A 14,686-nucleotide genomic window follows, 5' to 3' on the forward strand; every position below is an offset into this window, starting at 1 on the left:
GTAAAAGCACTGTCCGTCTCGCCCGCGAAAAAGAAGAAGACGGCCTTTCGACGGGCTGAGAGCGAGCGGAGAGAGGGAATCTCCCGGTCCTCAATAATCCTTCGAGATGCGCACGTTCGCGCTCTGGCGGCCGATCGTGGAGATCGAGGACAGCAGCGACAGCCAGCGCGTGATCTGGAATTCGACCCGCGTGGCCGAATAGCCGGCGCCATCCGAGATCACTTCGACATAGGTGCGGCGGCCGAGATATTTGCCGGCCGCGACCGAGGTGCCCTGACCGGTGGTGGGATCGGCGGGCAGGATGCGGAGCCGATCGAGCCCGGCGGCGCGGCGCACGGAGTTGATCGGGTTCAGGCCATCGCCGCTGCCGCCGGCATTCAGCGAGGCGACCGCGGCGGCGAGCTGGAGCGCCTCCGGCGCGGACAGGTTGGTGATCGACGATCCGAACAGCAGGCGTGACAGCAACTCGTCTTCCGGCAGTGCGGGGACGCTGGCGAAATCGATGTCGGGCTTGAGGCCGGTGCCGGTGACGCGGATGGTGGCGTTCAGGCCCTGGAGATTGGCCTGGGCCACGATATCGAGCGCGGGATCGGGCGGTGCTTCGCCATTGAAGCGGATCGCGCCGCGATCGAGATCGAAGCGCCGGCCGGCGAATTCATAATTGCCACGGATCAGATCGGCGGTGCCGGTAATCGCGGGGTTATCGACCGTGCCCTTGATGACGATGCGCGTGCGCCATTCGCTGTCCAGCCCGAGGCCCGAGACCATCAGCCGGTTCCGCGCATCGGCCTTCAGATCCAGCCGCCACGGGCTCGGCGGGCGAGTGGCCTCGGGCTCGTCGGCGGGGCGGTTGATCTCGCGGACGGCGAGACGGGGCACGGCGGCGGCGGCGGCACGGCCGAGCCGAAAGCGTGAGGCGATCAGATCGACGTCGCCGGCGATCGTGCCGCCCGAGCCATCCGACCGGATGGTGAGCGGGCCGGTGACGGTGGCGCCGATATCGTCACGCGCGAGCAGGATCGCGCGGTCCGCAGTCAGCGCCAGATCCATGCCCAGCCCCTGCGCGGCGGCCAGATCGAACACGCCGCGGCCCGCAACCGAGCCGCCATTGGCTGTCGCGCCGACGAAGCGATCGATCACCAGGCGCGAGCCGTTGAAGCGGCCGGCGGCAGCGATCTTCTGGATGACCGTGCCGGTGACCGCGCTTTCGAGCCGGGCATTGTCGGTGCGCAGCGATCCCCGGATGCTGGGATCGGCCAGCGTGCCGCGCATATCCGCCCCGATCGAGACCGGGCCGGACAGATCGATCGTCTCGACCCCGGTCAGCCGCCAGAGCGTGTCGGCGGGGCCGGCGTAGCGGAGCTGGGCGAACAGCGGGGCACGCTGAAGCCGGGCCATCAGATCGGCGCCTGGGCCGAGCGGCGAGAGCCGGGCCTGGGCGCGGCCGATCGTCTTGCCGCCGCTGGCGACGATGGCGCGCCCGGCGGCGCCACTGGCGCCGAGCACGGCAGTGAGGCCAACATCGACCGGCTGCGACGACAGCACGAGCCCCGAGCGCGTGAGGCCGCGGACGCGCAGATCGGTGCGGCCCGTGGGGATGCCGCCGGCGGGCAGGCGATAGGAGAGCGTGCCGCTGGCCGATCCGCCGAGGCCGAGGCCCGGGAAGCCGATATCGAGCACGGTGAGCGGCATGCGCTGCAAGGTGGCGTCGAACTCGGTGGCGCTGGCCCCGAACCGCCCGCCGACCCGCGCCTCGCCGCCGGCGAAGGCGAAGCGGGCTGGGGCGAGCCGCCAGCCATCGCCGTCACGGGTCAGGCGGGCCGCTTCCTCCAGCCGGATCGGCCGGCGATCGACCGTGCCCGCGCCGGTGAGCGCGACACTGTCGGGCGTGACATCGGCCGCGACATCGAGTGCGAAGGCGCGGCCGCGGGATCCGGCGACGCGGCCCTTGATGATGCCGGTGCCAGCGCGCAGCGCGGCGGTGGCGGACAGGCTGGCGAAATAGACCGGGCCCACGCGCGCGCCCTGCGCCATCGCGCTGCCATCGATCATCGCGCCGGCCGGGGTCAGCAGGATCGCGCCGTCGAGTTTGCCGCGGCGGAGGACGATCGGGGTGGCGGCGGTGAGCGTCGCGCCATCGGCGGTCAGGTGCGTCTCGATCCGCTGATCATCGCCGACGGGGGCGAACAGCAAGCGGCCGCCGAGCCCGCCGCCAGCGAGATCGAGTGCGCCGGTGAAGCCGCCGGGGTCGGAGCGCAACGTGCCGGTGGCGTTCGTGCCGGAAACGGCGAGCGCAGCGACCCGGATCAGCGCCGGCGCGGCGCGCGGCAGATCGATACGCCCGCTGGAGGTGAACGGGCCGAGCGTGGAACCGCCGGCGGCGGCATAGGCATAGCCCTGAGCATCGGGATCGAGCTGGAGCTTCACATCGGCCAGACCCAGCGCCTCCATCGGGCTGGCGAGCGCGATCGCGAGGCGGGGGCGATCGATGCGGCCATCGAGCACCATGCGCAGCGGGCCATATTCGCGCTGGCGGCCACCGCCTTCGAAGAAGAAGGTGCCATCCTTGCGGCGATAGCCGTTGCCGGTGAGCGCGATGCCGGGGGCAGTGAGCCGCAGCCCCATGAAGCGCACGATGCCATCATTGCCGCGCACCAGCCGCGTATCGATCGCGGGCAGGCCACCGGCGAGGCCGGCCAGGAAGCCATTGTCGAGCCGGCGGACCCAGGCGCGGCCGCGCCCTTCTACGCGCGTCCCACGGCCGCTGGGATCGGGGACGACGCGAAGCTCGCTCGTCACATCGACGATGCCGAGACCGGGGATCAGATAGCGGGTAAGCCCGCCCGACAGCGTGACGGTGTAGCGCCCGGTAACAAGATCGAGCAGCAGCGCGAGCTTGCCCTTCAGCTTGTCCGACCCGAGCGCGATGTTGCTGCCGGTGACCGTCTTGGCAGTGACATCGAGCGTGCCCGACAGCGCCAGATTGCGCAGGATGCCGCCGGCGACATCGCCGACCCCCGTGACGCGAGCAGCAGTGAGGCGGACGGGCAGCTTGACCGGGCTGGGCGACAGGCGACCGGTGCCGACCGCGCGCACGGTTTCGAACCCCGTCTGATCGAAGGCGACGCGATCGGCGACCAGCCGGTAATCATAAGCGGCGGTGGCGAACGGGCCATCGAGCGTGGCTTCGAGCCGGATCGCCCGCCCCGTCATGTTGGGGAACAGGGCGGGCGGGCGCAGCAGGCTGGCCGCGATCTTGAGCTTGTCGAATCCTGATTCCGCCAGATCGATCGTGCCATCCGCATCGACCGACAGCGCGGGCGTACGCAGCTTGAGCAGGCCGGCCAAGCGGCGATCGGCCAATGTCGCCTGGCCATCGATCAGGATCCGCGGCGCGGACAGGCGCTGCAGTTTGCCGGCGAGGAAGGGGGAGGGCGCGGCCTGCCCTTTCAGCAGATAGCGGCCATCGCGCACGCCGAGCGCCAGATCGACCGTACGGCGGCCCGACAGATCCATCCGCGCGACGCCGTTCCAGCGCGCCCAGCTGCCATCGCCGGTGACGATCAGTGCGATCGGCCGGCGCGTGCCGACGATGCCGCCGACCACGCTATCCGCCGGGGCGGCGAGCCGGGCTTCGAGATCGAAGCGATCGCGATCAGGTTCGGCATCGAGCCGGATGCGGAGCCGATCGCCACCGCCGGCGACGCGCGCATCGAGCGTGATCAGCGCACGGCCGCGGCGGATATCGGCGCGCCCGTCGAGCCGGGCGATGCGGCGGGTGCCCGCGACCGGCGGCTCGATCCGGATCGCGGCGATGGCGAGGCGATCGATGCGGATGTCGAAGCCGGGCAGGATCGGCGTCTGGCGACCGGTGGGGCGCAGTTTCGGCAGGCGGTGCAGCACGACCAGATCGGATTCGAGCCGGCGGATATCGAGCATGTTGGCCAGCCAGCGCGTCGGCCGCCAATCGAGATCGACCTCGGGCGCCTCGAGGAACAGGCCCTGCGGATCATAGAGGCGCAGATCGCGCAGGGTGGCGCGGCCCCAGATCGAGCCATCGATGCGGCCGATGCGGATCTTGAGCCCGGATCGGATCGGCAGCGACGCGATGCGATCGACGATGAAGCGATGGCCGGGGCCGGTATCGATCGCCCAAATCGCTACGCCGATCGCCAGCGCCAGCGTGAGCAGCAGGCCCAGCGCCCAGCGCAGCGGCCAGGGCCAGCGGCGCCGCACGGCCGGTGGCGGCAGAGACTCCCCCGCATCGGGCATCAGAAGGCCTGGCCCAGCGAGACATAGACCGCGACCCGGGCATCGCCTGCGCGGCGATTGAGCGGCGTGCCGACATCGACGCGGATGGGGCCGAAGCTGCTGTGGTAGCGCGCCCCGATGCCGGCACCGTAGCGCAGGCCCGAAAAGTCCGGATAGGTCTTGGTGTAGAGATTGCCCGCGTCGAGGAAGGGCACGACCCCGAAGTTGCCGAAGCGGACGCGGGTTTCCACCGCGAATTCGGCCAGGCTGCGGCCGCCGACCGGATCGCCATTCACATCGATCGGGCCGATATCCTGGAAGCCATAGCCGCGCACCGAGGCGCCGCCGCCGGCATAGAAGCGGCGCGACGGCGCGATGCGATCCCGCGACGCACCCAGGATCGAGCCGAGCCGAATGCGGCCGGCAACCACCACGCGCTCGCCGATCGGCTGATAGGCCGATGCATCGATCTGAGCGCGGGCATATTGAAAATTGCCGGCCTGGAACGAGGCTTCGGGCGAGAGCCGGCCCGACAGCCGATAGCCCGTCTTCGGATCGAGCAAATCATCCGAGCCATCATAGCTGAGGCTGGTGGGGAAGGCGGCGATGAAGAAGGTGCGTCGGCGCGGAATACCCGACAGGCCGGTGGAATCGCGTTCGTCCGACGCGATCAGTTCCGCGCCCAGGCTCCACGTCCATTTCTTCTGCCAGATGATATTGGTCTGGCGTTCGAGGCCGCCGGCCAGCGTGAACGTCTTGGCATCATAGGCATCGCGGCGGATGCGCGCGGCCGAGACCAGCCCGGTCAGCACCCGATCGCGGCCCTTGTAGTTGTTGCGGCGGAGCGAGAGCGAGGCGAGCTGTTCGCGCGTGCCGGCGACACCGCGCACGGTGACGGCGCCTTCGGGCTTGACCAGGTTGCGATGCGTCCAGCTTGCCTCGACCCGCGCGCCTTCGCCGGTGCCATAGCCGAGCTCGCCCGCGACGGTGCGGGGCGGCGCAGGCTCGAGCCGCGTTACGATATCGACGACGCCGGGTTCCGCGCCGGGGCGCGGCTTGATCTGCACCGTCGACACCAGCCCGGTCTGGATCAATGCGCGGCGATAATCCTCGACCAGCGCGGCATCATAGGGCTGGCCCGGGCGGAAGCGCGCGATGCGGCCGAGATGGCGGGTGCCGAACAGCCGCGTGCCATCGACGGCGATCGCGCCGAACCGCTGGGCCTGCCCGGTCTCGACCGGCAACGAAAGCGTGGCGGTGCGGGTGGCGTGATCGATCACAATATCGGGATCGGCGACGGTGCCGAAGGCGAAGCCCTCGCGGCCGAGCTTGGTCTGCAGCGACGCTTCCGCGGCGATCACGCGTTCGGCGTCGACCGGATCCTGCGGCTTGATCGGGAAGGCCCCGGCCAGCGCGCCAGCCTTGTCTCCGGCAGCGGACAGGCCGGGCGTTTCGACATCGACGAAGCGGTAGATCGGACCCGGCTCGGCCGCCAGCGTGACCGTGATCCGGCGCGTGACCGGATCGGAATCGACGCGCGCGGTGACCAGCGCATCATAATAGCCATAGGAGCGCAGCAGATCGGCGAGCAGCTGTTCATCCTGACGGGCACGGCGATCGATCTGCGCGACATTGGCGTCGCGATCCTTCGCGGTCTTGAGCGCCGACAGATCATTGAAGCGGGTGCGCAGACGATCGTCGGCAATTCCGTCCAGCCCCTCGAGCACGACGCCGTAGCGCTGTTCTGCGGTGAGATCGACCGCGGCGGCAGCAGCGGAGGGATCCGGTGTATCGCCGTCGGCGACGTTCAGATCGGGCCAGTCCACCCCGAGATCGGGCAGATCGGCCAGCGGCGATCCGGGATCGAGCATATCCGCTGCGGGATCGGAAGCGGGCTGATCCTGCCCGAGCGCAGGCGCCACCGACGACAGGAGAAAGCCGGCGATCGCAGGATACGCATGCGAGCGCCGCGGAAGAACCGACCACATGGCCGCCACGCTACCCGCAACCGCCGGCCATCGCCAGCGGGGATGCAATGGATCAGTGCCGGGTTCCGGTGACGCTGTCGCTTTCCAGCAAGCCCAGCAGCCGTTCGACTTCGCGCCACCGGCAGAAATGGATCACATTGCCGGCATCGCGACTGCGGCCGGCGCGGATCGCGGCCTCGATCGCGGCGCCGGTTCCGAAGCTGTGACGAAGATCGACTGCGCTGTCCCAGACGGCGCGATCGGCGATGACGGGCGTGGATTGCATGGGCCAGCCCTATCAAGCGCCGTGCCAGTCTGGCCGGTGACGACAGGCTGCGGGTGACGATGGTGAAGGACGCTTCACCAAGTCCCGCCGCGGGACGGCGATCCCGGCGCGGGACGATGCTGGCGCACGCGGCCCAGCGATGGCATGGGCAACGGATGAGCCAGCCTTCCCGCAGCCGCGCCGCCGGCGCGCCCATCGCCTTCCTGCTGATCGCCGGGGCGCTGATCGGCGCGGTGCTGGGCGAGCCATCGATCGGTTTCCTGATCGGGCTGGGGCTGGGTGTATCCCTGGCGCTGCTGCTGTGGTGGCGCGATCGGCGGGGTTAGGCCGAAGCCGATCTAGCGCAGGCGGCGGCCGGCCCAGACCGCGCGACCGACGATATCGAGGCGGGCGGGATCGACGCCGGGGATCGGTGGATAGGCCGGATTGTCGCTGAGGATCGCGACGCGGCCATCGCCGGGATCGCGCTGCAGCCGTTTGACGATCAGCGCATCCTCGCGCCGGAGCACGAAGATGCCGTCGCCGATGCGGCGGGCATCGGGGGCGGTATCGACCAGCAGTTCATCGCCATCGGACAGCGTCGGTTCCATCGAATCGCCGGCGACGCGGATCGCGGACAGGCTGCCGGTGCCGTTGCGCGCCACCCCGCGCAGCCAGCCGGCATCGAACGCGATCCGGCCGGCGCGCGCCTCTGCATCGGCGACCGATCCGGGCCCGGCCGAGGCGGTGACCGCCAACCGCGGCACGAGCAGCAGATCGGCGGCGGCCGATCGCGTGCCGGCCACCGCCACCGTGAGCGGGGCAGGGCCCGGCGGTCCGCCAAGTTCCGATTCGTCGATCCCGAAATAATCGGCGAGCGTGCGGCGATCCCCCTCCGCCAGCACGCGCGGGCTGCCGCGGCGGACATATTGGTGGAGATAGGCGGGGTTGCGGCCGAGCAGGCGCGACAGGCCGGCATAATCCTCGCGCCGATCGCGGATCAGCGCTTCCAGGCGCGAACGGGCCGATGCCGGATCCATCCCCATCTCATAGCGATGAGAAAAATCCTAGACAAGTAGGATTTCCGATGAGAACAAGATGGGAACAAAGGAGTCGGGCGATGGAGTCGTTTCATGCATCTGCTAAGCCGGATCGAGAAGTTTCTGAGGAAGACCGGCATGAAGCCGAGCCGGTTCGGCCGAGAGTCGGTGGGCGATCCGCGGCTGGTGAAGGACCTGCGCAGGGGACGCGAGCCGCGCCCCACGATGACCGCGCGGGTGCACGCCTATCTGGACAGAGCTGGTTGATGCCTGCGCCCGACGCTCACCGCGCGGTGCTGCGCGCGCTCGATCGGATGCTGCCGGAGGGTACTGCGATCCTGACCAGCGAGGCCGAACCCTGGGCAAGCGCCACGTTCAGCGGGGCGCGTCACCTGGTGCTGGTGGAATGCGTGGATCTGCACGCCGCGGTCGATATCGTGAGCGCGCTGCCCGAGCATGAGTTCAGCGTGCCGGGCCACATCATGATCGATGCGAACGGACTGGCGGCAGGTACCGCCGTCGCGGTCGAGCTGCTGACCGTGGAGGATCGGTGAGTGGGGATCAACCGCGCTTGGCGAGCTTGCCCAGATCGGCGAGCGCGGCGCGGAGCGCCCCATCGACATCGTCGGCCGGGGCCTGATCGCGGGTGGCGCGGCGCGCGAGGCCAGCCTCGAGCCGGGCCATCAGCTCGGCCGTGCTGCGCGGCGGGCCGGGGGGCGGAACGGGCGCGGCGGCGGTGGGCGTGGCGGCAATGGGATCGGGCGCGGGGGTTTCCGACGGAGCGACCACGACGGTTTCGGGAGGAGCGGCCCCCGCCACATCCGACGGGATGGGTTCGGGATCGACGAACGGCGTATCGAGCAGCAGCGGTTCGAGCTCCGCTTCCGGCTCGTCCACCGCAACGTGCTCGACCATCAAGGGTTCGGCCGGCGGATCGGGGAAGATGCGGGCACGCTGCGCGATATTGCCTTCCGGCTCGGGCACGCGCGCGACCGGGTTGCCGAGATCGGCGGCGGCGAAGATCGGGCGGCGGACGGGTGCATCGGGGTGCGCATCTTCCGCGCGCGGCGTGAAGACATAATCGCGCTCGGCATCGGTATCGACCGCGGCACGCTGCGGCCAGTGATCGATCAGCCAGAAGATCGCCCAGACGAGCAGGAACGCAGCGAGCGCGCCGGCGAAGACCACGCCCGAGCGCGCAGTATGGCCGAGCGGCGGGGTGGCGGCATCGATCAGCCCGGGCAGGCCGCTGGCTGCAACGATCGCCTCGAGCAGCGGCTGCGGCATGGCATGCAGCGCGAAGCCGGTGCTGGCGGCGAGCAGGCTGGCCATTACCGGTTCGATCGGGAAACGCGCCAGCCGGGCGGCGAAAGTCTTGGCCATCAACGCGATCTTTCCATCAGCTGGCGGTAAACCGGCGCGTACCGTGCAATATTTGAAGACCAGTTACGATCCCGTTCGACAAAGGCGCGGCCGGCATCGCGCCGCCGATCCCATCCGGCGCGATCGGCGAGCAGCGCGGCGAGCGCAGCGGCCATCGCCGGCGGATCATCGGGCGGGAACAGCGTACCGGTGACGCCATGTTCGATCAGTTCGCGATGGCCACCGACATCGGAGGCGGCGACCAGCCGGCGCTGCGCCATCGCTTCCAGCGGCTTCAGCGGCGTGACGAGCTCGGTCAGCCGCATCGCCTTGCGCGGATAGGCCAGCACATCGATCAGGCTGTAATAGCGTTCGACCTGATCGTGCGGCACGCGGCCGACGAAGCGGATCCGCTCCGCCACCGGCGAAGCGGCGGCCTGGGCGGCGAGCGCGGATTCCATCGGCCCGCCGCCGACCAGCAGCAGATGCGCGTCCGGGCGCGTGGCGACCAGCAGCGGCATCGCCGCGATCAGATCGTCCAGCCCTTCATAATCGTAGAAGCTGCCGATGAAGCCGATCGTCTCGGCATTGGCGGGCAGACCCAGGCTTTCGGCCAGCGCGGTATCGGCGGGTGGCGGATCGCCGAACAGGCCAAGATCGACGCCGTTGGGCGAAACCATGATCTTGGCGGCCGGGATCCCGCGCGCGACGAGATCGGCGCGCAGCCCTTCGCAGATCACCGCGACCGCATCGGCCTGGCGCGCGGCGCGCGTCTCCAGCAGCTTCGTGACCCGGTAGCGCGCCGATCCCTCGCGATCGGTGCCGTTGCCGACCGCCGCATCCTCCCAGAAGGCGCGGATCTCGTAGATCAGCGGCAGGTTGCGGCGTTTGGCGACCTTCAGCGCAGCCATGGCGTTCAGCACCGGCGAATGGACGTGGAGCTGATCCGGCCGCCAGCTTTCGCAGATGTCGTCGATCCGTGCGGCGAGCGCGGCGATCTCGCGAAGCTCGCGGAGCGGCGGCGGGGCGGGCGATGGCTTTGGCGTTCGATGGAAGGTGAGGCCGTCGATCGTCTCGGGATCGGGCGTGGACGGATTGTAGCGCGGCCCGGTGACGCCCAGCACCTGCCAGCCCATCGCGATCTGCGCCGTCAGGATCGCGCGGGTGCGGAAGGTATAGCCGCTGTGGATCGGCAGGCTGTGATCGAGGATGTGTAGGATCCGCATGGTCGGGGGATCGCACGCGGCGGGTTAAGGCGGGGTTAGGGAGGAGGCGACCGGACCCTTCACCCGATCCTAACCCGCCGCCCCTATCGCGGACGCTGCGATGATCGATCTGTTCTCCCTCGCGCTCACCCATGGGCTGATGCTGCTGGCGGCATGGCGGCTGATCGCGCGCGATGATCTCGACCGGGAGGCGCCGCCGGCGCGCGACGCCGATGCGTGATCTGGCGCTGGTGGGGTTCCTGGCCGGGCTGATCGCGCTCGGCTTCCGGCGGCCGTTCCTGTTCGTGCTGGCCTATGCCTATGTCGACATCGTCTCGCCGCAGCGGCTGTCATACTACATGCTCAACTCGGTGCCGGTCTCGCTGATCTGCGTGGCACTGGCTGTGCTCGGCTGGATGGTGGCGGACGACAAGCGGGGGATGCGCTTCGGGGGGCGGCAGGCGATCATGCTGATGCTGCTCTGCTATTGCGGCTATACCACGATGAACGCCGACTTCCCCGCCTCCGCCGCGGAGAAATGGGCATGGGTATGGAAGGCGCTGGCGTTCGCGATCTTCCTGCCGCTGACGCTGCGCACGAGGCTTAGAATCGAGGCGCTTTCGCTGTTCATGATCCTGTCGGCAGCATCGATCATCATCGTGGGTGGCATCAAGACGCTGGCTTCGGGCGGCGGCTATGGCGCGCTGAACCTGATGGTGGACAACAACAGCGGCCTGTATGAATCGAGCACGATCGCGACGGTGGCGATCGCGATCGTGCCGCTGATCCTGTGGCTTTCGCAGCATGGCAGCATCTATCCGACCGACTGGCGGGTGAAGGCGTTCGCGTGGGCGCTGTGCTTCGCCTGCCTGCTGATCCCGATCGGCACCGAGGCGCGCACCGGGCTGATCTGCATCGGGCTGCTGGCAGTGCTGATGATCCGCGAGGTGAAGAAGCGCGGCCGATACATCGCGGTGCTGGCACTGCTCGGGCTGTGCGCGGTGCCGATGCTGCCGTCGAGCTTTTCCGACCGGATGGACACGATCAAGGAATATAAGGCCGACAGTTCGGCCTCCACCCGGATCGCGGTGTGGAAGTGGACGCTGGGCTATGTCCGCGATCATCCCTTGGGCGGCGGGTTCGACGCCTATCTGCAGAACAAGCTGGTGATCGACAAGGTGGCGACCACCGAGGATGGCGGCGGCCAGGTGATCCAGGCGGTGCAGGAATTCGACAAGGCCCGCGCCTATCATTCGGGCTATTTCGAGATGCTGGGCGAACAGGGCTGGCCGGGGCTGGGGCTGTGGCTGCTGCTGCACGGCATCGGCATCGCGCGGATGGAGGCGGTGCGGCGGCGCTATCGCCGGCGCGGCAAGGCGGACGAAGCCTGGGTTGCGCCGCTCGCGACCGCGCTGCAGCACGGCCATCTGATCTATATGACCGGATCGCTGTTCGTGGGCATCGCCTTCCAGCCGTTCGTCTACATGCTGGTGGGGATCGAGATCGGGCTGGACGCCTATCTGCGCCAGCGCCGCGCGGCCGAGGCGTGGCGGCCGATCGTGGCGAAGCGCACGGCAGCGAAGCCGGCGGTGGTAGCGATCAGCTAGCGCCCCTTCGGATCCGGGCCATAGCGATTGGGGCCGACGGTGCCATCCTGTGCTGTAAAAAAGATGATGATAGCGAGGTAGCCAAGGTAAAGGATATTGTTCGCGAACAGCAGCATCAGGGCCGTATCAGACGGTGGCTGCGCCGACCGGAACGCCATCATTATAAGTGCCATTCCGCCGAGGCCGTTGGCCAGCAGCAATAGGAGCGGCGCAGCCCACCATCCGCTACGACTTGTATCGTGAAGCCGCCGAACGAGAACTGCGGCCAACGGGGGTCCGAAGGCAAGCAGCCAGAGCCCGTAGCCGACGAGTGGACCAACGAAAAAGTATCCGGACGGACCGTCTGATGACGGCCCGGCCGCCAAGGCGGCGAACGTGAAGACCACGCCGGCAATCATCAGCAACTGGCCCGCTACGATCATCATCAAAACGAAGAACCAGAACTGGGGGCGGTCGGATCGTCCCCGATAATCGCGCGTGCGCATAAACGCCGACAAAGCCGTCCGAAATTCGCCCGCCATCGATATCCCCGTTCCGACGATCCAGAAGACTGCAACCCCAAACGATGCGTGGCAAGGCAGCGAGCGGTGTGCAACGTCGATACCAAGATCGACTGCTGTCCGCCGCCATACCGTGGGCTGCTCTCTCGCTCTGCGTCCGAGAAGGATCTGCGCTTCCATTGGCGGATGGCTTTGGCCATGAGCATCCGCCATGGACATCCTTCTCATCGGGGGCGGCGGGCGCGAGCATGCGCTGGCCTGGGCGCTGGCGCGATCGGCGAGCTGTGGGCGGCTGTATGCGGCGCCCGGCAATCCCGGGATCGCGATCCATGCCGAGTGCATCGCGCTCGATCCGGCCGATCAGGCGGCTGTGGTCGATTTCTGTCACGATCGGGCGATCGGGCTGGTCGTGATCGGGCCGGAGGCGCCGCTTGTCGCGGGGCTTGGCGATACGCTGCGGGCGGCGGGCGTGCCGGTGTTCGGGCCGGGCGCGGCGGCGGCGCAGCTGGAAGGATCGAAAGGCTTCACCAAGGATCTGTGCGCGGCCAATGACATCCCGACCGCGGGCTATGTACGCTGCTCATCCGCCGACCAGGCGGTCGCCGCGCTGGCGCCGTTCGCGCTGCCGGTAGTGATCAAGGCGGACGGCCTGGCCGCGGGCAAGGGCGTGGTGATCGCGATGAGCCACGACGAAGCCGAGGCTGCGATCCGCGATATGTTCGCCGGATCGTTCGGCGCGGCGGGCGCGGAAGTGGTGATCGAGGAATTTCTCGACGGCGAGGAGGCGAGCCTGTTCGCGCTGACCGACGGCGAGACGGTGGTGGCGTTCGGATCGGCGCAGGATCACAAGCGGGTGGGGGATGGCGATACCGGCCCCAATACCGGCGGCATGGGCGCCTACAGCCCGGCTAGGGTGCTGACCCCGGCGCTGGAGCGGCAGGCGATGGAGGAGATCGTCGTGCCGACGGTGAAGGCGTTGGCGGCGGCAGGGACACCCTATTCGGGCGTGCTCTATGCCGGGCTGATGCTGACCCGGACCGGGCCGAAGCTGATCGAATATAACGCCCGTTTCGGCGATCCGGAGACGCAGGTGCTGATGCCGCGCTTTCGCGGCGATCTGGCGGCGTTGATGCTGGCGGTGGCCGAGGGGCGGCTGGCAGAGGCGACGGGCTGGAGCATGGGCGATGAGGCCGCGCTGACGGTGGTGATCGCGGCCGAGGGCTATCCGCGCATCCCCAAGGCGGGCGGGCGGATCGACGGGCTGGCTGCGGCCGAGGCAAGCGGCGCGATCGTCTTCCAGGCCGGGACCAAGCAAGCGGGCGACGCGCTGGTGGCGAGCGGTGGGCGCGTGCTGGCGGTCACCGCGACCGGGGCTGACGTGGCGGCCGCGCAGGCCGCCGCCTACCGCGCGGTCGATGCGATCGACTATGCCGACGGGTTCTGCCGGCGCGATATCGGCTGGCGCGAGATCGCGCGCGGAGCCTGAGCCGCGCTGACGGGTTCAGGAATGCGAGACTGACAAGGAGTGACGATGGACACCAACCTGATCCTGATCATCGCCGGGGTGGCGGTGCTGGCGATCGTGCTGCTGCTGGTACTGACCCGCGGCCGGAAGCCGATCCTGCCCGGCGAGGAACGCGACGGGGTGGGCGATGCCGGCGCAGCGGCGATCGGCGATGTCGTCGACGAGCTGCTCGGGGTCGATTCTCACCCCGCAATGCCGGAGGCGGCGGGCCCGCCCGACGATCTGACGCGGATCAAGGGATTGGGGCCGAAGGCGGCGGCGCTGCTGAACGGCCATGGCATCACCCGCTACGACCAGCTGGCGGCGCTGGATCAGACGCAGGCCGCGTCGCTCGATGCGCGGATGGATGCGTTCAAGGGCCGGCTGGAGCGCGACCGCTGGCTGGAACAGGCCGGACACCTTGCCAGCGGCGATACCGCGGGGTTCGAGGAGAAGTTCGGGAAACTGGGGTAAGGCTCGAAACCCGAACCGTTGGTGCTGAGCATGTCGAAGCACTGTTCCTTCTCCGTCGAAAGAGAAGGCAGACCTTCGACAAGCTCAGAGCAAACGGAGATACTTCCCGAAGTTATTCGTAATCGCCGCCCAGGTTCTGATTACGCGGCGGCGCGGCCGCAGTGAGGCGCAGCGCTTCGGCGGAGGCGGCCAGCGAGCCGATCTCGTCCGGCGCATCCTCTTCGTCGACCTGGACCCGTTGCAGGTTGCTGACGACCGATTCGTGCAGATCCTTCGGCGTCACCGTCTCCTCGGCGATCTCGCGCAGCGCGACGACCGGGTTCTTGTCGCGATCGCGATCGAGCGTGAGTTCGGCCCCGCCCGAAATCTGCCGGGCGCGCTGCGCCGCAAGCAGAACCAGGTCGAACCGGTTGGGAATCTTGTCGACGCAATCCTCGACGGTCACGCGCGCCATGTGAAACGCTCCGTATGAATTCGGGCTGTCCGGAAAGCGAAGGCCCCTAGAGCGCGG

The 14,686-nt window shown here is 68.9% G+C and carries 14 protein-coding genes; 6 read left to right on the forward strand and 8 right to left on the reverse strand.

The genetic code is table 11. From position 1 onward, the window contains the following. Nucleotides 1–90: 90 nt before the first annotated feature. Genes ABC347_RS15095 through ABC347_RS15105 form a run of 3 tightly spaced genes read right to left on the reverse strand, consistent with a single transcriptional unit; the run spans nt 91 to nt 6,504 of the window. A complete protein-coding gene (locus ABC347_RS15095; protein ID WP_413246531.1) occupies nt 91–4,272 on the reverse strand; it encodes a translocation/assembly module TamB domain-containing protein in 4,182 nt (1,393 codons plus the stop codon). After that, nucleotides 4,272–6,239: an autotransporter assembly complex protein TamA gene (locus ABC347_RS15100; protein ID WP_413246532.1), complete on the reverse strand. Its 1,968-nt coding sequence runs from the start codon at nt 6,237–6,239 to the stop codon at nt 4,272–4,274. Before ABC347_RS15100 ends, ABC347_RS15095 begins: the two co-directional genes overlap by 1 nt. Nucleotides 6,240–6,291: 52 nt before the next feature. Beyond that, complete coding sequence (locus ABC347_RS15105; protein ID WP_413246533.1) at nt 6,292–6,504, reverse strand: hypothetical protein; 213 nt, start codon at nt 6,502–6,504, stop codon at nt 6,292–6,294. A 155-nt stretch (nt 6,505–6,659) separates the two neighbouring features. Between ABC347_RS15105 and ABC347_RS15110 the strand changes: the two genes are divergently transcribed. Continuing rightward, nucleotides 6,660–6,830 (forward strand): hypothetical protein, encoded by a 171-nt coding sequence (locus ABC347_RS15110; RefSeq protein WP_413246534.1) that lies wholly within the window; start codon nt 6,660–6,662, stop codon nt 6,828–6,830. Nucleotides 6,831–6,842: 12 nt separating this feature from the next. Here the strand turns inward: ABC347_RS15110 and ABC347_RS15115 are convergent, their stop codons facing one another. Beyond that, entirely contained in the window at nt 6,843–7,523 is a 681-nt protein-coding gene (locus tag ABC347_RS15115; protein WP_413246535.1) for a S24 family peptidase, read from the reverse strand. 93 nt (nt 7,524–7,616) lie between these two features. On the opposite strand from ABC347_RS15115, the gene ABC347_RS15120 reads away from it, so the two are divergent. Next, nucleotides 7,617–7,790 carry a hypothetical protein gene (locus ABC347_RS15120; protein WP_413246536.1) on the forward strand — a complete coding sequence of 58 codons (174 nt, stop codon included), beginning with the start codon at nt 7,617–7,619 and terminating at the stop codon, nt 7,788–7,790. After that, nucleotides 7,790–8,077, forward strand: coding sequence for a hypothetical protein (locus ABC347_RS15125; protein WP_413246537.1), 288 nt, complete (start codon nt 7,790–7,792; stop codon nt 8,075–8,077). Before ABC347_RS15120 ends, ABC347_RS15125 begins: the two co-directional genes overlap by 1 nt. Nucleotides 8,078–8,084: 7 nt before the next feature. Here ABC347_RS15125 and ABC347_RS15130 read toward each other — a convergent pair whose 3' ends face one another. Both ABC347_RS15130 and ABC347_RS15135 read right to left on the reverse strand, forming a co-directional pair. Then, complete coding sequence (locus tag ABC347_RS15130) at nt 8,085–8,906, reverse strand: hypothetical protein (RefSeq protein ID WP_413246538.1); 822 nt, start codon at nt 8,904–8,906, stop codon at nt 8,085–8,087. Further along, nucleotides 8,906–10,111, reverse strand: a complete 1,206-nt coding sequence (locus tag ABC347_RS15135; protein ID WP_413246539.1) for a TIGR04063 family PEP-CTERM/XrtA system glycosyltransferase — start codon at nt 10,109–10,111, stop codon at nt 8,906–8,908. Before ABC347_RS15135 ends, ABC347_RS15130 begins: the two co-directional genes overlap by 1 nt. A gap of 212 nt (nt 10,112–10,323) precedes the next feature. Between ABC347_RS15135 and ABC347_RS15140 the strand changes: the two genes are divergently transcribed. Further along, the gene (locus ABC347_RS15140; protein WP_413246540.1) at nt 10,324–11,697 is read left to right on the forward strand and encodes a putative O-glycosylation ligase, exosortase A system-associated; all 1,374 of its coding nucleotides are present in this window, start codon (nt 10,324–10,326) and stop codon (nt 11,695–11,697) included. Here the strand turns inward: ABC347_RS15140 and ABC347_RS15145 are convergent. Beyond that, nucleotides 11,694–12,410: a DUF805 domain-containing protein gene (locus ABC347_RS15145; protein ID WP_413246541.1), complete on the reverse strand. Its 717-nt coding sequence runs from the start codon at nt 12,408–12,410 to the stop codon at nt 11,694–11,696. The genes ABC347_RS15140 and ABC347_RS15145 overlap by 4 nt on opposite strands. Here ABC347_RS15145 and purD point away from each other — a divergent pair. Then, nucleotides 12,409–13,683 carry a phosphoribosylamine--glycine ligase gene (purD, locus tag ABC347_RS15150; RefSeq protein ID WP_413246542.1) on the forward strand — a complete coding sequence of 425 codons (1,275 nt, stop codon included), beginning with the start codon at nt 12,409–12,411 and terminating at the stop codon, nt 13,681–13,683. The genes ABC347_RS15145 and purD overlap by 2 nt on opposite strands. A gap of 45 nt (nt 13,684–13,728) precedes the next feature. Next, complete coding sequence (locus ABC347_RS15155; protein WP_413246543.1) at nt 13,729–14,175, forward strand: hypothetical protein; 447 nt, start codon at nt 13,729–13,731, stop codon at nt 14,173–14,175. A 112-nt stretch (nt 14,176–14,287) separates the two neighbouring features. Here the strand turns inward: ABC347_RS15155 and rpoZ are convergent, their stop codons facing one another. Next, on the reverse strand, nt 14,288–14,629 hold the full coding sequence (rpoZ, locus tag ABC347_RS15160) for a DNA-directed RNA polymerase subunit omega (RefSeq protein ID WP_413246544.1): 342 nt from the start codon (nt 14,627–14,629) through the stop codon (nt 14,288–14,290). Nucleotides 14,630–14,686: the final 57 nt, after the last annotated feature.

Source organism: Sphingomonas canaveralia, assembly GCF_047238125.1.
Lineage (GTDB): Bacteria > Pseudomonadota > Alphaproteobacteria > Sphingomonadales > Sphingomonadaceae > JBDFMH01.